Below are 18,602 nucleotides of genomic sequence, written 5' to 3'. Positions count from 1 at the left end.
CTATTGCCCGGCGTCGCCTCAGGCGCCGGGTTTGATGTAGCTCTTGTAAACCCAGCCGTGCTTGCCGTTGTAGACGATTTCGCACCATTGCTTGCAGCTCACCAACTGCACCGATGTCTTGGCGGGAACGGTCACAATGGCGGCGGCACTCGTCTTCGGGCCGCTTCGCATGGTGACCGGCCTCAGTATGCGTCCGGTGCCCGTCGCCGCTGCTTTTTGCGGCTTTGCCTTGACCTGGTTACCAGCATCCCCGGCGGCCGAGGGCTGTTGTGGCGGCACTTCCGGTTGCACTTCGGGAATGGCGGCGGTCTGTGTGCCATCGGCCGAGTCGCTGGTGTCGACATTGTTGGGCGCCGCGACCTTGGCAAGTTCCGTGGCTGCATCCGTTCCGGCGACCGGTTCGGCGAATGCAGCGGCGGCGGCTGGTTTGTCGGCCGCCCCCGCCGGGTTTGCAGCCTGCGGGCGGCGGTGCGGCGGTGCTGGCCGCCGGCTTTGCTCCCGATCCCGTCCAGCGGGGATCGTCGGATGCGAGCGCCGTGACCACCACGGCTTTTGCGGCAACAATTGGCGACACCTTGTCTGCTTTGCGATCTGCTTGCGGCGATGTCGGCGATGCCATTGTCGCGACGGTGGTCGCAACAGGGGTAGTGGCAACCTTGGTCGTCTTCACGGGAACGGTAGGCACGGTCTGCTCGGGACTGGCAATCGCTTGCCGCTCATTGGCCGGCAAAGCCAGCCATAGCGCCACGGCCGCGACGCCTAGAAGCGCCGCGGTGCCGACCGCGGCGATCACGAGATGCGAGTTCGACTGGATTCCCTGCCAGAACGAGGGCCGCGTGTCATAGCCGAATTGCATGGCAACGCGCCGCTGTTCCGGCGCGCCGAAACTGAAGGGCTCTTTCACTCTTGCCACCTCCATATGCGGGCCGATGTTCTTTCGATCAAATACCGGAAGCCCGGCGTCCGATCGGCATCGGTCCCAAAACCAAAAGCGGGCAGGCCCGCAGAAATCCCCGTTGATCACCCACGGCTGGCATCATTTGCCGCCGATTGTGGCATCAGTGCGCCCTTGTTAAGAGTTTTGCAATGTTCGTTAAATCCTGTCCCTCAAGGCGAACCAGTTCAGCGCGAGGAAAAGCATCGGCGCACGGAAACGACGTCCACCGGGGAAGGGCGGTATATTCAGATCCTCGATCATCTTCAGTCTATCCCGGTTGCCGGCAACAGTCTCGGCGTAGAGCTTGCCGAAGAAATTCGACAGCATCACGCCATGGCCCGAATAGCCGCCGGCCGAGATCACATTGGGCATCACTTCGCGCACGAACGGCTTTCTCGGCATGGTGATGCCGACATAACCGCCCCAGCCATGCGTGATCTCGACATCCTTCAACGCGGGATAAAGCTCGGCGATCTGCCGGCGGATATGGATGTGGATATCCTTGGGATCGTTGACCCCGTAGACTTCGCGTCCGCCGAATAGCAGTCTACCGTCCGCCGATTTGCGGAAATAGCGTACGACGAAGCGGGAATCATCGACTGATTCGCCGCCCGGCAGCACCTTGGAATCTGCTCCAAGCGGTACGGTCGCGCCGATGAAGGAGCCGATCGGCATGATGTGCGCCGCACTCACCGGCTCAAGCGTGCCGCCATAGGCATTGACCGCGATCAGGCATTTGTCGGCGGTGATCGTGCCCCTGGGCGTCGTGACCTTAACCTTGCCGCCGGTTGAGGTGATGCCGGTCGACGGTGTCTGCTCGAACATTTGAGCGCCTGCTTGCGCTGCCACCCGGGCCGTGCCGATGAGCAGTTTCAACGGGTGGATGTGGCCGGTGCCGGCGTCGCGCGTGCCGCCAAAATATCGTGCCGAGCCCAGTCGTTCCGCCGTCTCCCTGGCGTCCATGAAGGAGATATGCGGGTAGCCGAAGCGGCCGGCCATGATCTCGGCATGCGCCTTGTAGTCGTCGACATAGCGCGGCTTGTGCGCCACCGACAACTGGCCGGGCATATAGTCGATATCGATCTGGTTGGCGGCGGCGAATTCCAGGAGGTGGGTTTTCGCCTCCTCGGCGAGGTCGAACAATGCCTTGGCGCGGGAAAAGCCGTACTCCGCCTCCATTTCCTCGGCCCAGGCACGCTGGCCCGTGCCGAGCTGGCCACCATTGCGCCCGGATGCACCGTCGCCGAAGCGGTACGCTTCGATCAGCACGACATTGGTGCCGGCCTTGGCGAGATGGGCAGCCGCCGACAACCCCGTAAAGCCGCCGCCGATGATGACGACGTCGCACGTCCGGTCGCCGTCGAGCGCGGGATATTCCGGTCGAGGCCCAGCCGTGTCCTCATACCAGGAGCGGCCGGGAGAGATCGGGGATTGGTAGGGCATGATACTGCGAAGACTCGGTATTTTTTAGAGGGACGTAGAGAGCGAATAGTAGAGAGCCATGAGCTGTGAGCCTACTGGCTACTCACTCACTACTCGCTCAGCCATCACACGTTCAGCAGCAGATATTCCCGCTCCCACGGGCTGATCACTTCCATGAACGTCTCGAACTCCGCCCGCTTGATCGCCGCATAGGTGGCGGCGAAGGACTTGCCGAGCAGCGCGCAGAGTTCCTCATCGCCCTCGAACAGATCGACGGCTTCCAGCAGGCCGCGCGGGAGGTCGATCTCGGCCGCATTGGCGGTGGTCAGGACGGGCGGCTCGGCCTTGATCTTGTTGGTGATGCCGATGAGCCCGCAGGCGAGCGAGCCAGCCAGCGCCAGATAGGGATTGGCATCGGAAGACGGAACGCGGTTTTCGACACGCCGCGCCGCCGGGTCGGAACGCGGAACGCGGAACGCCGTGGTGCGGTTGTCATAGCCCCACTTGTTGTTGACCGGGGCGGAAGCCGCCTGGGTCAGCCGGCGGTAGGAATTGACATAGGGCGCGAACATCACCAGCGCGTTAGGCACATGCTTCTGCATGCCGCCGATGAAATGGAAGAAGGCGTCGGTTTCCGAGCCGTCCTCGGCCGAGAAAATGTTCTTGCCGGTCTTCTTGTCGATGATCGACTGGTGGATGTGCATGGCGGAGCCGGGTTGTCCCTGGATCGGCTTGGCCATGAAGGTGGCGTAGATCTCATGCTTCAGCGCGGCCTCGCGGATCGTGCGCTTGAACATGAACACCTGGTCGGCAAGTTCGATCGGGTCGCCGTGGCGCAAGTTGATCTCGAGCTGGCCGGCGCCTTCCTCGTGGATCAGCGTGTCGATCTCCAGGCCCTGGCTCTCGGAGAAATGGTAGATGTCGTCGATCAGTTCGTCGAATTCGTTGACGCCGGCGATCGAATAGCCGGCGCCGCCGCCGATCGCCCGCCCCGAACGTCCGACCGGCGGGGTCAGCGGATAGTCCGGATCAGGATTCTTGCGCACGAGGTAGAATTCGATCTCGGGCGCCACGACGGGTTTCAGGCCAAGCTTGTCATAGGCGGCCACCACGCGCTTCAACACGTTGCGCGGCGTGAACTCGACCGAGCGGCCGTCCTGGTGCACGAGATCGCAGATGACCGCCGCCGTCGGATCCTCTTCCCATGGCACCACGGTCAGCGTCGAGAGATCCGGCATCAGCTTGAGATCGCCGTCGTCCTCCGGATAGTGGAAGCCGTTCCCGTCTTCCGGGTAGCCGCCGGAGATCGTCGTCATGAACACCGCCGAGGGCAGCGCCAGCGAGGTGTTGGAGGTGAATTTCTTCGACGGCATCATCTTGCCGCGGGCGACACCGGCCTGGTCAGGAGTGATGCATTCGATGTCTTCGATGCCTCGCCACTCCAGCCATTCGCTGACTTCCTTCCAGTTCTTCACGCCGCGTTGGTTTTTTACGTAGGCAGGCGTGCGGGTGCGTCCTCCGCGGCTCGACGGACGGACTTCCTTTTTTGCAGGCGGCATCAATCACCAGGTTCGGTTTCGGATGTCCGAGTATAGCCGTGCCCCACGACCGAAGGGAAGGGGAACCCGGTCGCGTTTCCCAACGCGATTGAAAATTACTCCAAGCAGCTTAGGTTCGACTTCCCAAATCTCAATCGAAGTGACCGAATGCAGCACAATTTCAACCTGACAACGATCGGCTTTGATGCCGATGACACGCTCTGGCAAAACGAGCAGTTTTTCCGCATGACCGAGAAGCGATTTGTGGCGATGCTCGCGGGCCATGGCGAGGAAGAGCATATCTCCGCACGATTGCTGGACGCGGAGAGGCGTAACCTTGCCGTCTACGGGTTCGGCATCAAGGGATTTACGCTGTCGATGATCGAGACGGCGATCGAGTTCACCGAAGGTCGCGTTCCGGCCCCGGTTATCGCCGAAATCCTTGCCGCGGGCCGGGAGATGCTAAGCCACCCGATCGAGGCGCTGCCCCACGCGCGTGAAACTGTTGAAAAGCTCGCTGGTAGGTTTCGGCTGGTGCTGATCACCAAGGGTGACCTCTTTGATCAGGAACGCAAGTTGGCTGGGTCCGGTCTGGGAGACCTGTTCGATGCGGTGGAGATCGTCAGCGACAAGAGCGCTGCCACCTATGCCCGCATCTTCAGCCGTCATGGCGACGGTCCGGAGAAAAGCATGATGGTTGGAAATTCACTCAAGTCCGACGTGGTGCCTGCCATTGAGGCCGGTGGTTGGGGTGTTCATGTGCCGCATGAACTGACCTGGGTGCTGGAGCATGTGGAGCCGCCCGTGGGCGCATCTCGTTTCCGCCAGATAGCCGATCTCGGAGAATTGCCCGGCCTGATCGAAAGCATCACCGAAACCGGGTGATCTTGCCCCGCTGAGGCTGGCCAGATTTATCCCGCCACCGGCTTGCGTCCCAGTTCGATCAGCCGATCGATCACCGGTTGCAGCCGTTCGGTTGTGATCGGCTTGGCGACCACGACATCAACGATGCTCGACAGGCCCAGGCTTTCCGGTGTGCCGTTCTTGGTGGAAAGCAGTATCACGGGAGGGCGTGATTTCCCCGAGGCTCGACGCAGCGCCTCAATGCCTGAAAGCAGGCTATCGCAGTCCCTGTTGTCCGGGCCGCCATCAAGCACAACGGCGCCTGGAATAAGGGATCGCAAGGTCTTTGCCGCCGTTTCAGGCGATTCCGAGATCGGCTTGAGGCCGGATTTCTCCACTATCTTTGAAACCACCACGCGGTTGATGGGAGATTTTCCCACAACCAGCACCTGGGATAAATCCGTGGACATCTCGGCGTCCGTGTTCCGGGCCACCAGACCCAGGTGTTTTGCAGTCTCGTTTTCGCGATTCATTGGGCACATGGGCGGGGTGGGCCGTTCGCTCTATTTCAATGCAGAGTTGAAATTAGAGGGACTAATGGCGTGAGGTCGCGGCCCAAGTCAAGTTGAAATGAAGCGTACCAAGAACTCTGTTGGAGTCCGGGAAATTTGTAGTGCTTCTGTACTGTTGTGTCTGCAAAAATAAAAGTCACCCGCGCGGACACTGCGCGGGTGATTGTTCAATAAAAGGGCTTTTTCGCTCAGTCGTGGCGCTGCTGCGTGACGATCACGGGTATCAGGAGATCGCCCCAATTGCCGTCACCGCCATGATGCCTCGCGGAGCGCACAAGTTCCACCGAGACGCCCGCCTCGACTGCCTTCATCACAGACTGGTTGAGCCTGTGCAGGTCATTCGCCAGCATGCGGATCGTCGCCTGCTGGTCGACGCTCATGGTGGTCGCCTGTTCTTCTGCCCGTTCCTTGACGCGGCTGATCGATGCCATTGGTCTTCTCCCTGTCTGTCCATGCCCCTTCGGGCGTTTCCTCTGTTATGTCCAGCTATTCCGCAGCCGGCTTGAACTGGGCGTGCTCGGTCGATTCATGCATGGCGGTGGTCGAAGACCGGCCGCCGGTGATCGCCATCGACACCGCGTCGAAATAGCCGGTGCCGACCTCGCGCTGGTGTTTGGTGGCGGTGTAGCCATGGGCTTCGGCCGCGAATTCGGCCTCCTGCAACTCGGAATAGGCGGACATCTGCCGAGCCTTGTAGCCACGAGCGAGCTCGAACATGCCGAAGTTGAGCTGGTGGAAGCCAGCCAGGGTGATGAACTGGAACTTGTAGCCCATCGCCCCCAGCTCCCGCTGGAACTTGGCGATCGTCGCGTCGTCGAGGTTCTTCTTCCAGTTGAAAGAGGGCGAGCAGTTGTAGGCGAGCAGCTTGCCCGGGTGATGCTTGCGCACGCCCTCGGCGAACTTCCTGGCCTGCGCCAGATCGGGCTTGGAGGTCTCGCACCAGATCAGGTCGGCGTGGGGCGCATAAGCAATGGCACGCGCGATGCACGGCTCGATGCCGTTCTTGACCTGGTAGAAGCCCTCGACCGTGCGGCCGGCACCGTAGTCGACGAAGGGCTGGTCGCGCTCATCGATGTCGGACGTCAGAAGCTTGGCCGCCTCGGCGTCGGTGCGGGCCACCACCAGCGTCGGCGTGCCCATCACGTCTGCCGCAAGCCGTGCCGCGTTGAGGTTGCGGATGTGGGCAGCGGTCGGGATCAGCACCTTGCCGCCGAGATGGCCGCACTTCTTCTCCGACGCCAGCTGGTCCTCGTAGTGGACACCGGCCGCACCTGCCTCGATGAAGGCTTTCATGATCTCGAAGGCGTTGAGCGGCCCGCCGAAGCCAGCCTCCGCATCGGCGACGATCGGCGCGAACCATGTGTCGACCGACAGGCCCTTGCCTTCCGACGTCTCGATCTGGTCCGCGCGCTGCAGCGTGCGGTTGATGCGCTTGACCAGTTCGGGCGCGGCGTTGGCCGGGTAGAGCGACTGATCCGGATACATGGCCGACGCGGTGTTGGCGTCGGCGGCGACCTGCCATCCCGACAGGTAGATCGCCTTCAGGCCGGCGCGGACCTGCTGCATCGCCTGATTGCCGGACATCGCGCCGAGAGCGTTGACGAAATCTTCCTCATGGATGAGTTGCCACAACCGGTTAGCGCCCATCTCGGCGAGGCTCTGCCGGATCTGCACCGAACCGCGCAGCCGCTTCACATCCTCCGGCGAATAGGGCCGTTCGATGCCGTCGAAGCGGCCTTCCGGTGCCGAGGGGACGAGGTTGTAAAAATCAGTCATTGGTCACTCCGAAGATTTCTGCGATTTACCTCGGGCTGCGGTCAAATGTGCTGCCCATGTGTGACTGAGTTTACATTGCAGCGCGAAATGGGCGAGAGAAAACCAGGAATTTCGCGATAAATAAAGGAAAACATGTGTTGTGTTTGACAGGCGGAGGCTGTAAATTTGTCATAATTGTAAAAACGATGTCGCGGATATCCACGCGCGAATGTCTGTAAATTCCTGTCAAGGGCGATCGGATGGCTGACCAGAAGATCTTTGCCGGTCCACGGATTCGTCGGGTTCGCAATGCCAAGGGGCTGACCCAGACGGCGATGGCTGAAGGGCTGGGCATCTCGCCGTCCTATCTCAACCTGATCGAACGCAACCAGCGGCCGCTGACAGTCCAGCTGATCCTGAAACTGGCGTCCGTCTACAAGGTCGATCCTCACGAATTGCAGGGCGAGGCGAGGGGATCCATCGCGGCGCTGAAGGAGGTGTTCGCCGATCCGCTGCTGGTCGGCGAACTACCCGGTGACCAGGAACTGATCGAGATTGCCGAGGTGGCGCCCAATGCGTCGGCCGCCGTGATAAAGCTGTTCCGCGCCTATCGCGAGCAGGCGGAACGCCTGTCCGATCTCAATGAACTTCTGGCCCGCGAGGGCAAGGCAACCGCGCTTTCGGGCGCTAGGCTGCCGATCGACGAGGTGCATGAGGTCTTCCAGCGCCGGCCGAACCATTTCGCGGCTCTCGAGGAAGAGGCCCAAGCATTCACGTCGGTTCTCGATCCCGGCGAGGATCTGTTCGGCGCATTGAAAGCCTGGCTGAAGCGTGAATATGGCATCGTGGTCAAGGTGCTGCCAGTCGCCACCATGCCCAACTGGCGACGACGCTACGACCGCCATTCGCAGCGCCTTTTTATATCCGAGCGTCTGTCGCCGTTCGATCAGCTGCGGGAGGTCGCGATGGAGGCTTGCCTGATCCGCATGACGGTTGCGGTCGCCGGCGAAATCCAGGCGCTCAAGCTGAGCACCGACGAGGCCCGCCGTCTGGCCCGTTTCGAACTAGGTCGCTACGCGGCTCACGCGCTGATGATGCCCTATCAGGCCTTCCACGCCGCCGCTACGCGGGCGCGTTACGATGTGGACGTGCTGCGCTCGCGCTTCGGGGTTTCCTTCGAACAGGCGGCAAACAGGCTGACGATGTTGCAGCGCTCCGGCGCTTCCGCGGTACCGTTCTTCATGCTTGAGGTCGATAATGCCGGCAACCGCTTTCGCAAGGCGGGCAGCCAGGGATTTCCGCAAAGCCGTTTCGGTGGCGGTTGTCCGAAACTCCCGGTGCATGCCGCTTTCACGCAGCCCGGCCAGATCTTCGTCGAGGCGGTGGAAATGCCGGATGGCGCGGAGTTTCTCTGCATTGCCCGTACGCTCGAAGGGCCGCAAGGCTCGTTCTCGGAGCGCCCGCGCCGCACGGCGTTGTTGCTGGGTTGCGACATCGGTTTTCGCGACGAGATCGTCTATGGCGCCGCGTTGCCCGGCGCGGTCGGTGCGGCAAGGGCCGGTGCCGTCATGGCCACACCCGTCGGGCCAGCCTGCCGGCTTTGCGAACGCATCGGCTGCCTGTCGCGGGCCGAGCCTCCAGTCACGCGGCCGCTTGGTCTTGACGAGATGGTGACGGGCCTGAGCGCCTTCGATTTTCAATGACAGTGTCGCGGCCGTAGCACCGTGATCCTTGCCACAACCATCGCGTTTTTCTGGATCACGCCCGGTCGTTGACTTTGCGTTACGCGAATAGGGCAGTTTTTTTCGTCCGTTGCGCATCGTACCGTCTCCAAAACATCGACAGTCGCGCCCATGACCGACACAGCATCGCCGCCGATTGCCGTCTTGCCGATTGTCTCCCGGCGCGAAGAGCGTACCGGATTCCTGCTGGTGTTCCTGTCCGCGCTGATGTGGAGCTTCGGAGGCACATTTGCCCGCTTCATCCACGCCGATGACAGCTGGACCGTGGTGTTCTGGCGATCGGTCTGGGCCGCTGCCTTCCTGCTCTGCTTCATGGTCTGGCGCGACGGCTGGCGCGGCACCTTGAAGTTGTTCCGCGACATGGGGCTGCCGGGCCTTGCCGTGGCGATTTGCTTTGCTGTCGCATCGACCTGTTTCGTCGTGGCGCTGTCCTTCACCACTGTCGCCAACATCCTGCTGATGCAGGCCGGCGTGCCGCTGCTGGCGGCGCTCTTTGCCTGGGCGCTGTTTCGCGAAACGGTGTCCGTTGCGACATGGGTCGCGATTGCCGCCGTCATTGCGGGCGTCGCCATCATGGTGTCGGAATCCCTTGACGGCGCCGTGTCTCCCATCGGCGACGGGCTGGCGCTGCTCATTGCCGTCATGTTCTCGATCGCTACGGTCATCACGCGGCGCTTTGCCCATGTGCGCATGACGCCGGCCACCTGTCTGGGCGCGATCCTGGCCGCCGCCTTCGCGGCGTCGCAGGCGTCGACTTTTGCCGTTTCCGGCCACGACATGGGCTTTCTCTTTGCCTTCGGCGTGGTCAATCTCGGCCTCGGCCTTGCGTTCTTCGCTACCGGTGCCAGGCTGATCCCCGCGGCCATAGCCGCGTTGCTCGGCACCTTCGAGCCGATCCTTGGCCCGATATGGGTCTGGCTCATACATTCCGAGGTGCCGTCGGGGCGCACCATCATCGGCGGAACGGTCGTGGTCACGGCGCTGCTCGTTCATATCGGATTGGAATTCAAGCGCCAGGCGCGCCCGGTGCGGCCGGGCATCACAGGCATGCCATCTCCTAATTGATGCAACCCACGGCTTTGCCATTGACAACGTCGCTATCGGGCGGGCAGGCTGAGAATACGGCAACAACAAGACAGGCGTATCTTGCCAAGTCTCCCCGCTGGCCCGTTTGAGACCGGATCACATCGTTGTATTTCTGTCCGCGCGGTAGCGAAAGCTTCTGACGGCAACGGAACGCCATCCAACTCACGACATAGAGTCCTCGCTGGACCTGCGTTGGACTGCCACAATACTGGCAATTCGCGCTTGTCGACCCCGGGAAAGCTCAATAGTCTGAAGAAAAATGCCGGCAGCGCACTTGCGGCGGCAAGCCGGCGAAGGAACACCCACCAAAGGAGAATAGCATGATCCGCAAAGCGCTCTGGCTTTCGGCAACCTCGGTATTCCTGGCGCTTTTCACGCCCGGCAGCCACGCGGAGGATCGCGTGGTCAATGTCTACAACTGGTCGGATTACATCGACAGCTCGATCATAGATGACTTCACCAAGAAGACCGGGATCAAGGTCGTCTACGACACCTTCGATTCCAACGAGATCCTGGAAACCAAGCTGCTTGCCGGCGGCAGTGGCTACGATGTCGTCGTGCCATCGGCCAATTTCCTTGCCCGTCAGATCCAGGCCAAGGTCTTCCAGAAGCTGGACAAGTCGAAGCTGCCGAACATTTCCAACATGTGGGACGTCATCACGGATCGGACCGGAAAATACGATCCCGGCAACGAGTATTCCGTGAACTACATGTGGGGCACGGTCGGCATCGGTTACAACGTCAAGAAGGTGCAGGCGGCGCTCGGCACCGACAAGATCGACAGCTGGGACGTATTCTTCAATCCCGAAAAGCTGGCCAAGGTGAAGGACTGCGGTGTCTATGTGCTGGACTCGCCGGCCGACATCATCCCGGCGGCGCTGAAATATCTCGGTCTCGATCCGAACAGTACGTCGCCCGACGACATCGCCAAGGCCGAAGAGGCCATGCTGAAGGTTCGGCCCTATATCCGCAAGTTCCACTCTTCCGAATACATCAACGCGCTCGCCAATGGCGATATCTGCCTGGCGGTTGGCTGGTCGGGTGACGTGTTCCAGGCGCGCAACCGCGCGGTCGAGGCCAAGCAGGGTGTGGAGATCGGCTATTCGGTGCCCAAGGAAGGCGCGCAGATGTGGTTCGATCAGATGGCGGTCCCCGCCGACGCGCCGCATGTCGCCGAGGCGCTTGAATTCATCAACTACATGATGACGCCCGAAGTGATCGCGAAATCGTCGAACTACGTGCTTTATGCCAATGGCAACAAGGATTCACAGCAATTCGTCGACAAGGCGCTGCTGGACGATCCGTCGGTCTATCCCGACGCTGAGACGGTAAAGAAGCTTTATACCGTTGCGCCCTATGATCCCAAGACCCAGCGCATCATCACGCGCAGCTGGACCAAGATCGTCACCGGCCAATAACATCCTCGAACAGGTCCCGGCAGCCAGCTGCCGGGACCTGGCATCGTCAGGGCATGGTCCGGAAAAACGGGGACCGGTTTTCCGAAAGGAAATCGTACTCAAAAACAAGACAGCTACAGGTCGTTTCAACCGGGTTGAAACGGACTTTGGGGCAAGCAGAAGACGGAGTGGGACATGAAATCGCTTGGCAGCATCCGCAGGGATTTTGCACCGTGGACCGACCCCAATGCCAAGCCGTATATTCAATTCGACAAGGTGACCAAGAAGTTCGGTGACTTCATCGCCGTCAACAATCTGTCGCTGACCATATTCGAGCGCGAGTTCTTCGCGCTGCTTGGCGCTTCCGGCTGCGGGAAATCGACACTGCTGCGGATGCTCGCCGGTTTCGAGGAGCCGACCGCGGGTCGCATCATGCTCGACGGTCAGGATTTGCGCGGCATTCCGCCATACCGGCGGCCGGTCAACATGATGTTCCAGTCCTACGCCCTGTTCCCGCATATGACGGTCGAGAACAACATCGCCTTCGGCCTCAAGCAGGACGGCATGCCGAAGCCCGAAATCGCGGCGCGCGTCGCCGAGATGCTGAAACTGGTCAAGCTCGAGCAGTTCGCCAAGCGCAAGCCGCACCAGCTATCCGGCGGCCAGCGCCAGCGCGTCGCGCTCGCCCGCTCGGTCGCCAAGCGGCCGAAAGTGCTGCTGCTCGACGAGCCGCTTGGCGCGCTGGACAAGAAGCTGCGCGAGGAGACGCAGTTCGAGTTGATGGACCTGCAACAGAATCTAGGCCTCACCTTCGTCGTCGTCACCCACGACCAGGAGGAGGCCATGACCATGGCCGACCGCATCGCCATCATCGACAAGGGCGAGGTGATGCAGGTCGCGACACCGGCGGAAGTCTACGAGGCGCCCAGTTCCCGCTTTGTCGCTGGCTTCGTCGGCAATGTGAACATGTTCGAGGGCAAGATCGCGCGTGGCGAGAGTGGCGCGGCCAGCATCGACGCCGGCAACGGCATCACGATCCGCACGGAAAATGCCGGCAATGCCGCCCCCGGAGCATCCGTTACCTTCGCTATCAGGCCTGAGAAGATCAAGGTTTCATCAAAGAGGCCTGCCGAGACCGCCAACGCCATCGAGGGCGAGGTGTATGACATTGCCTATCTCGGCGACATGACCGTTTATCACGTCAAGCTGGACGACGGGCAGGTTGTGCGCGCCAGCACCATGAACGCATCCCGCATCACAGAGGATCCGCTGAACTGGAGCGACCGGGCCTGGGTTTCGTTCCGGCAGGACGCCGGCGTCGTGCTGACGCGGTAGGGGGCCGACCATGTCGAATGTCGCCATCGCTGATACAGTCGCTCCGTCGGGCGCTTCAAAGTCGATCCTGGCTCGGCTGGGCGCCGGCTTCATTAGCCGGCTTGTCATTATCATTCCCTATGTCTGGCTGCTCTTCTTCTTCCTCGTTCCGTTCATCATCGTCTTCAAGATATCGCTGTCGCAGACGGCGATCGCCATGCCGCCCTATACGCCCACGCTCGACTTCAGCGACGGCGTATCCGGGTTCTTCTCAAGGTTTGGCGGCTTCAGTTTCGACAACTACGTCTGGCTGACGCAGGATGCGCTGTACTTCAACGCCTATGTCTCCAGCGTGGTCATCGCCGGCATATCGACCATCCTGACGCTGCTGGTCGGCTACCCGATCGCCTATGGCATGGCGCGTGCGCCGGCCTCGATCCGCCCGACATTGCTGATGCTGGTCATCCTGCCGTTCTGGACGTCGTTCCTGATCCGCGTCTATGCCTGGATAGGCATCCTCAAACCCGAGGGCCTGCTCAACCAGCTGCTGCTCGCCACCGGCGTCATCAGCCAGCCGCTGATTATCCTCAACACCTATACCGCGATCTTCATCGGCATCGTCTATTCCTACCTGCCTTTCATGGTGCTGCCGCTCTATTCCTCGCTGGAGAAGATGGATTACTCGCTGGTCGAGGCGGCAAAGGATCTGGGCTGCCCGCCGACATCAGCCTTCTGGAAGATCACCTTCCCGCTGTCGCTGCCTGGCGTCATCGCCGGTTGCCTTCTGGTCTTCATCCCCGCAGTCGGTGAGTTCGTCATTCCCGATCTGCTCGGCGGGTCGCAGACGCTGATGATCGGCAAGACCTTGTGGAACGAGTTCTTCGCCAACCGCGACTGGCCCGTTTCATCGGCCGTGGCCGTCATCCTGCTGCTGCTGTTGACCGTGCCGATCATGATCTTCCAACAGGCCCAGGCGCGCGCCCAGGAGCAAGACAAATGAACGCGACCTGGAGCCGCTTCAACATCACCTCGATCGTGCTGGGCTTTGCCTTTCTCTATCTGCCGATCGTGCTGCTCATCGTCTTCTCTTTCAACGAGTCGAAACTGGTCACCGTCTGGGGCGGCTTCTCGACCAAATGGTACGTATCGCTGTTCCACAATCAGGGCCTGATGGACGCCACCTGGGTAACCGCGCGCGTCGGCGTCATCTCGGCCACCGTGGCCACCGTGCTCGGCACGCTGGCGGCACTCACCCTGACGCGTTACACGCGCTTCAAGGGCAGGGTGCTGTTTTCCGGCATGGTCTTCGCGCCGCTGGTCATGCCGGAAGTCATCACCGGCCTGTCGCTGCTGCTGCTGTTCGTTGCCGTTGGCCTCGACCGTGGCTTCCTCACGGTCACGCTCGCGCACATCACCTTCACCATGTGCTTCGTGGCGGTCGTCGTGCAATCGCGCCTGGTCACCTTCGACCGCTCACTGGAGGAGGCGGCGATGGATCTCGGCGCACCGCCGGTGAAGACCTTCTTCCAGATCACGCTGCCCGTCATCCTGCCGGCGATCGTGTCCGGCTGGATGCTGGCGTTCACATTGTCGCTTGATGACCTGGTCATTGCCAGCTTCACCTCCGGGCCCGGCGCCACCACGCTGCCGATGAAGATCTACAGTCAGGTTCGCCTGGGCGTCACACCGGAGATCAACGCCGCCTGCACCATCCTGATCGCCGTTGTCGCGGTCGGCGTCATCATCGCTTCGCTCGCCAACAAGCGTCGCGAGGTCCAGCGTCAGCGTGACGAGCAGGCCGCGCAGCGCGGCTGACAGTCGGCCGCGATAAAGCGCGGGGTTTCGGTAGAGGGAGGCCTATTCGCCGGAAATGCCGCGGCTGATCGGCGAGATGAACGGCGTGGTCCACGTCCCGCCGACGAAGAAGGAAGACTGGTTGGCGCCCTGGCCATTGGTCTGGGTTGCCGCCTTGTCCGTCTGCGTCACGCCCCCGGACAGGGCCAGCCCACGCCCGGCATAGGACGCGATGCCGGAAAGCCAGATCTTGTATTTCGCCGAATTGGCCTCGGCCTTGTCGATCCTTGCGACGCCCTTCGAAATGCTGGCCTTCAGTTCGGCTCCGTCGATCGGCAGCGTTCCGTCCGAAACGTCGTCGAGCGCGAAGAACCCGCCTTGTTCGGTGTGCTTGAGGAAGGCCGGCAGATTGAGCTTGCTCAGCGCGCCCGGTCCGAAGGTCGCGGAAATCGAGCCATCGGCGTTCTCGAATATGGAATTCCAGGTCCTGCCGGGTCCCTTGAGGATGAGCGACACGGTGCCGGTGCCGATCGGCACCAGTTGCGTCATCCCGGCGGCGGTGCCGAAAGCGCCGCCATCGATATCGGAGGCCAGAAGCCGTATCTCGACCTGCGTTCCCTCGGGCTTGCGGTCGAAACGAAGGCTGCTCTGGACGTTGCCGCCGAAGGCGGAGGCGTCGGAAATGTCGAAGACAGCCAGACCGTTCTTGACCTGGGCATTGGCGGCGACATCGGCAAGCTGGATCGCGCCAGCCGTGGCATGTGCCGCCGAAAGCCTGAGATCGAGATTGATGCGGTCGGCGAAACTTGTGTCGACTTCGCCAGGCCCCGCTCCATCGACCGGCGCCAGGGGCGTGAAGGCGGAGAGGAACGACCATAGGTCGAGTGTGTCGAAGGCGAGCGTACCAGAGATCACCGGCCGCGCTTCCCCGAAGGAGAAGTCCAGCGCGCCCATTCCGGGATTGTTGTCCAGGGCAATCGCCGTGTTTTCAAACTTTACGCGCCCGGCCGTCGCGGTGATCTTGCTGGAAACGGAGACTGAGCCGATGGCCGCTCCCGGTGCTATCCCTGCCTGCGTCCATTCGAGCAAGCGCCTGAGCGAGGGAGCTGAAAACTTCGCCTGGCCGTCGAAATAGGCATTCTCCGACATGCTGGCCGTGCCATCGAAGGAGAAGGTGGCAGGCGCCGCCTTGAAGGAAAGGGTGAGAGGCGCGGCACCGCCTGCGAACAGCATCAGTGGCTTTTGCGAAGCGACATCCACGGCGACGCTTTCGCCCCGCCATATGCCCGTGGCCGACAGCGATGCATTGCTGTTCAGCGCCGCCCAGCTCGCCTGGCCTGTCAGGCTGCTCAGGACCTCGACGTCCTTGCCGCCGATGGAGGCCACCATGCGGCCGTCCCTGAACTCGATGGTGCCGAACGGATCCGACGGCAGCTTGCTCAAATCCGGCTTGGCCGGGTCGGCGTTGAGCACCCCGCGTGCCGTGTCCACGGAGCGCGCTATCCGTCCACCGGAAGGCACGGCCGGCAGGAACAAGCCGTTTTCCGCGCGCTGGACCCTTATCGTCGGCCGCACCAGCCTTGCCGTTGAAAACACAACGTCGCCGCGCAGCGCCGCCATCGCGGAAAGGTCGACCTCGACACGTTCGGCTTCGATCACCGGCGGCGCGTCGGCATCCGTCCATTGCGAAAGCGTCACATCAGTGAGGATGGCGCGGAATGTCGGCCAGACCTCTATGCGAGGCGAGCCTTCGATGGTGACCCTGAAGCCGCTCCACGCTCATTTCCCATGCGATGCGGTCGCGCACGATACGCGTCGATGCGATGAGCGGCAGCGCTGCAACCACCAGCACGGCGACGATCACGGCAGCGCCGATCGCCCATATTCCGCGCCGGATCAAAGAGGATGGCATCTCGCCCTTTATGCTTTCATTCCGACAAATCGCCTGACGGGTGTAACCCACGGCTGACGCATTTCAAGTCTTTATGGCCCAGCGATGGGATGTGCGCACAGCCAGGACGGGTCGGCCGAACAAAATCTTGCTCTGCTGCGCTGCAATATGCATAAGCGAGGATGACCGTGGAGGAACGATCATGACCGGCGACGCACCCCTGTGGACCCCGACGCAAGACCAGGTTGATGCGGCGCCGATAACGGCATTTACGAAAGCCGCGGCAACGAAAGCCGGCGTGGCACTCTCGTCTTATGCCGACCTCCATCGCTGGTCTATCGAGGATCGCGAAGGGTTCTGGAACCTCGTCTGGGATTTCTGCGGCATCGTCGGGAACAAGGGCAGCGAGCGCGTGCTCGTCGATGGCGACAAGATGCCCGGCGCCGCCTTCTTTCCCGATGCGACGCTGAACTTCGCCGAGAACCTGTTGAAGAAGACCGGCTCCGGCAATGCGATCGTGTTTCGCGGCGAGGACAAGGTCGAGCGCCGGCTGTCCTGGAACGAGTTGCATGCGCTGACCTCACGCCTGCGGCAGCTCTTCCTGTCGCTCAAGGTGAAGAAGGGCGACCGTATCGCGGCGATGATGCCCAACATGCCAGAGACGGTCGCAGCCATGCTCGCGGCAGCATCGATCGGCGCCGTCTGGTCGTCCTGCTCTCCCGATTTCGGCGAGCAGGGCGTGCTCGACCGCTTCGGCCAGATCGAGCCTGTCGTCTTCATCGCGCCCGATGGCTACTGGTACAATGGCAAGGCGATCGAGGTCGCCGACAAGATCGCGGCGGTTGCCGCCAAGCTTGGAACGGTCCGCAAGATCCTGATCGTCGACTATCTCGGCACATCGAGCGATGTCGCCGAAACCATCGACAGGGCGTCGGCGCTGGAAGAGGCGCTGTCGCCCTTTGCCGCCAAACCCGTCACCTTCGAGCGCCTGCCATTCGCGCATCCGCTCTACATATTGTTCTCGTCAGGCACGACCGGCATTCCCAAATGCATTGTCCATTCCGCCGGCGGCACGCTGATCCAGCATGTCAAGGAACAGCGCCTGCATGCCGGCCTGCTCGATGGCGACCGCTTCTTCTACTTCACCACCTGCGGCTGGATGATGTGGAACTGGCTGGTGTCGGGGCTGGCTTCGGGCGCGACGCTGCTGCTCTATGACGGCTCGCCCTTCTACCCCGATGGCAATGTGCTGTTCGACTTCGCCGATGCCGAGAAGATGACCTACTTTGGCACCTCGGCCAAATTCATCGATTCCGTGCGCAAGGCCGGCCTCAAGCCGATCGGCACGCATGATCTGTCCACCGTGCGCACGATCTCCTCCACCGGCTCGCCCCTGTCGCCGGAGGATTTCCGCTTCGTTTATGACGGCATCCGGAAGGATGTGCACCTGGCCTCGATCTCCGGCGGCACCGACATCGTCTCCTGCTTCGTGCTGGGCGTGCCGACATTGCCGGTGTGGACCGGCGAGATCCAAGGCGCCGGCCTTGGCCTTGCCGTCGACGTCTGGGATGACGATGGCAAGCCAGTCAGGCAGGAGAAAGGTGAGCTCGTCTGCACCAAGGCGTTTCCTGCCATGCCGATCGGCTTCTGGAACGATCCCGACGGCAAGAAATACCAGGCTGCCTATTTCGAGCGCTTCGACAATGTCTGGTGCCATGGCGATTTCGCCGAATGGACCGTTCATGGCGGGCTGATCATCCATGGCCGCTCCGACGCCACGCTCAATCCGGGCGGCGTGCGCATCGGCACGGCGGAGATCTACAACCAGGTCGAACAGATGCCGGAGATCCTGGAGGCGCTGTGCATCGGCCAGGATTTCGACAATGACGTGCGCGTCGTGCTGTTCGTGCGGCTGGCTGACGGCGTGCAACTGGATGATAACCTGGAAAAGCGCATCCGCGCCAAGATCCGCGGCGGGGCAAGCCCGCGCCATGTGCCGGCAAGGATCGTCGCCGTGTCAGACATTCCGCGCACCAAATCGGGCAAGATCACCGAGCTTGCGGTACGCGACGTCGTCCATGGCCGTGCCATCAAGAACAAGGAGGCGCTCGCAAATCCCGAGGCGCTGGAACTGTTCAGGAACCTGGTAGAACTCGCCAAATAGAACGGTTCATCGTTTCACGGAAACGCCGAACCGCTCTATCTCTTTGTCTTGACGCAATTCCGGACGGAAAACCGTTTCACACTTTTCCTGGAATTGCTCCAAACGATCCGGCGTGCGGAAAGCCCATCGTCAATCAATCGCGGCGTG

Annotated in this window: 14 protein-coding genes and 1 pseudogene; 8 read left to right on the top strand and 7 right to left on the bottom strand. The window is 61.7% G+C overall.

The window, feature by feature from the left end:
* Positions 1 to 18: 18 nt before the first annotated feature.
* The 3 genes from LGH82_RS13545 to LGH82_RS13535 form a co-directional block, all read right to left on the bottom strand.
* Positions 19 to 564, bottom strand: coding sequence for an SH3 domain-containing protein (locus LGH82_RS13545; RefSeq protein ID WP_227348940.1), 546 nt, complete (start codon positions 562 to 564; stop codon positions 19 to 21).
* Positions 565 to 1,093: 529 nt separating this feature from the next.
* Entirely contained in the window at positions 1,094 to 2,380 is a 1,287-nt protein-coding gene (locus LGH82_RS13540) for an NAD(P)/FAD-dependent oxidoreductase (RefSeq protein WP_227348939.1), read from the bottom strand.
* Between the two features lie 104 nt (positions 2,381 to 2,484).
* Positions 2,485 to 3,918 (bottom strand): glutamine synthetase family protein, encoded by a 1,434-nt coding sequence (locus tag LGH82_RS13535; protein ID WP_227348938.1) that lies wholly within the window; start codon positions 3,916 to 3,918, stop codon positions 2,485 to 2,487.
* A gap of 147 nt (positions 3,919 to 4,065) precedes the next feature.
* Here LGH82_RS13535 and LGH82_RS13530 point away from each other — a divergent pair, with 147 nt between their 5' ends.
* On the top strand, positions 4,066 to 4,782 hold the full coding sequence (locus tag LGH82_RS13530) for an HAD family hydrolase (protein ID WP_227348937.1): 717 nt from the start codon (positions 4,066 to 4,068) through the stop codon (positions 4,780 to 4,782).
* A 26-nt stretch (positions 4,783 to 4,808) separates the two neighbouring features.
* Here the strand turns inward: LGH82_RS13530 and LGH82_RS13525 are convergent, their stop codons facing one another.
* The 3 genes from LGH82_RS13525 to aceA all read right to left on the bottom strand — a co-directional run bounded on the left by LGH82_RS13525 (position 4,809) and on the right by aceA (position 7,088).
* Positions 4,809 to 5,273, bottom strand: coding sequence for a response regulator (locus LGH82_RS13525; protein WP_227348936.1), 465 nt, complete (start codon positions 5,271 to 5,273; stop codon positions 4,809 to 4,811).
* Positions 5,274 to 5,500: 227 nt separating this feature from the next.
* The gene (locus tag LGH82_RS13520; RefSeq protein WP_227348935.1) at positions 5,501 to 5,743 is read right to left on the bottom strand and encodes a hypothetical protein; all 243 of its coding nucleotides are present in this window, start codon (positions 5,741 to 5,743) and stop codon (positions 5,501 to 5,503) included.
* A gap of 55 nt (positions 5,744 to 5,798) precedes the next feature.
* Positions 5,799 to 7,088, bottom strand: coding sequence for an isocitrate lyase (gene aceA, locus LGH82_RS13515; RefSeq protein ID WP_227348934.1), 1,290 nt, complete (start codon positions 7,086 to 7,088; stop codon positions 5,799 to 5,801).
* A gap of 239 nt (positions 7,089 to 7,327) precedes the next feature.
* On the opposite strand from aceA, the gene LGH82_RS13510 reads away from it, so the two are divergent.
* The 6 genes from LGH82_RS13510 to LGH82_RS13485 all read left to right on the top strand — a co-directional run bounded on the left by LGH82_RS13510 (position 7,328) and on the right by LGH82_RS13485 (position 14,421).
* Positions 7,328 to 8,770: a helix-turn-helix domain-containing protein gene (locus tag LGH82_RS13510; protein ID WP_227348933.1), complete on the top strand. Its 1,443-nt coding sequence runs from the start codon at positions 7,328 to 7,330 to the stop codon at positions 8,768 to 8,770.
* A 150-nt stretch (positions 8,771 to 8,920) separates the two neighbouring features.
* The gene (locus tag LGH82_RS13505; protein ID WP_227348932.1) at positions 8,921 to 9,874 is read left to right on the top strand and encodes a DMT family transporter; all 954 of its coding nucleotides are present in this window, start codon (positions 8,921 to 8,923) and stop codon (positions 9,872 to 9,874) included.
* A gap of 341 nt (positions 9,875 to 10,215) precedes the next feature.
* Positions 10,216 to 11,313, top strand: a complete 1,098-nt coding sequence (locus LGH82_RS13500; protein WP_227348931.1) for a polyamine ABC transporter substrate-binding protein — start codon at positions 10,216 to 10,218, stop codon at positions 11,311 to 11,313.
* 174 nt (positions 11,314 to 11,487) lie between these two features.
* A complete protein-coding gene (locus LGH82_RS13495) occupies positions 11,488 to 12,627 on the top strand; it encodes an ABC transporter ATP-binding protein (protein ID WP_227348930.1) in 1,140 nt (379 codons plus the stop codon).
* A 10-nt stretch (positions 12,628 to 12,637) separates the two neighbouring features.
* Entirely contained in the window at positions 12,638 to 13,606 is a 969-nt protein-coding gene (locus tag LGH82_RS13490; RefSeq protein ID WP_227348929.1) for an ABC transporter permease subunit, read from the top strand.
* Complete coding sequence (locus LGH82_RS13485) at positions 13,603 to 14,421, top strand: ABC transporter permease (protein ID WP_227348927.1); 819 nt, start codon at positions 13,603 to 13,605, stop codon at positions 14,419 to 14,421. The genes LGH82_RS13490 and LGH82_RS13485 overlap by 4 nt, the downstream gene beginning before the upstream one ends.
* 42 nt (positions 14,422 to 14,463) lie before the next feature.
* Here LGH82_RS13485 and LGH82_RS13480 read toward each other — a convergent pair.
* Positions 14,464 to 16,312, bottom strand: a pseudogene (locus LGH82_RS13480) (AsmA-like C-terminal region-containing protein).
* Positions 16,313 to 16,493: 181 nt separating this feature from the next.
* Here LGH82_RS13480 and LGH82_RS13470 point away from each other — a divergent pair.
* Positions 16,494 to 18,455 (top strand): acetoacetate--CoA ligase, encoded by a 1,962-nt coding sequence (locus LGH82_RS13470; protein ID WP_227348924.1) that lies wholly within the window; start codon positions 16,494 to 16,496, stop codon positions 18,453 to 18,455.
* Positions 18,456 to 18,602: the final 147 nt, after the last annotated feature.

It is taken from the genome of Mesorhizobium sp. PAMC28654 (assembly GCF_020616515.1).
Classification (GTDB): Bacteria; Pseudomonadota; Alphaproteobacteria; order Rhizobiales; family Rhizobiaceae; genus Mesorhizobium.
This window is presented reverse-complemented; position numbering and strand designations above follow the sequence as displayed.

Bases quoted from the DNA above. Each gene is read 5' to 3' on its own strand.
- LGH82_RS13540 (WP_227348939.1), bottom strand. From the start codon at position 2,380: ATGCCCTACCAATCCCCGATCTCTCCCGGCCGCTCCTGGTATGAGGAC.
- LGH82_RS13535 (WP_227348938.1), bottom strand. From the start codon at position 3,918: ATGCCGCCTGCAAAAAAGGAAGTCCGTCCGTCGAGCCGCGGAGGACGC.
- LGH82_RS13530 (WP_227348937.1), top strand. From the start codon at position 4,066: ATGCAGCACAATTTCAACCTGACAACGATCGGCTTTGATGCCGATGAC.
- LGH82_RS13525 (WP_227348936.1), bottom strand. From the start codon at position 5,273: ATGAATCGCGAAAACGAGACTGCAAAACACCTGGGTCTGGTGGCCCGG.
- LGH82_RS13520 (WP_227348935.1), bottom strand. From the start codon at position 5,743: ATGGCATCGATCAGCCGCGTCAAGGAACGGGCAGAAGAACAGGCGACC.
- aceA (WP_227348934.1), bottom strand. From the start codon at position 7,088: ATGACTGATTTTTACAACCTCGTCCCCTCGGCACCGGAAGGCCGCTTC.
- LGH82_RS13510 (WP_227348933.1), top strand. From the start codon at position 7,328: ATGGCTGACCAGAAGATCTTTGCCGGTCCACGGATTCGTCGGGTTCGC.
- LGH82_RS13505 (WP_227348932.1), top strand. From the start codon at position 8,921: ATGACCGACACAGCATCGCCGCCGATTGCCGTCTTGCCGATTGTCTCC.
- LGH82_RS13500 (WP_227348931.1), top strand. From the start codon at position 10,216: ATGATCCGCAAAGCGCTCTGGCTTTCGGCAACCTCGGTATTCCTGGCG.
- LGH82_RS13495 (WP_227348930.1), top strand. From the start codon at position 11,488: ATGAAATCGCTTGGCAGCATCCGCAGGGATTTTGCACCGTGGACCGAC.
- LGH82_RS13490 (WP_227348929.1), top strand. From the start codon at position 12,638: ATGTCGAATGTCGCCATCGCTGATACAGTCGCTCCGTCGGGCGCTTCA.
- LGH82_RS13485 (WP_227348927.1), top strand. From the start codon at position 13,603: ATGAACGCGACCTGGAGCCGCTTCAACATCACCTCGATCGTGCTGGGC.
- LGH82_RS13470 (WP_227348924.1), top strand. From the start codon at position 16,494: ATGACCGGCGACGCACCCCTGTGGACCCCGACGCAAGACCAGGTTGAT.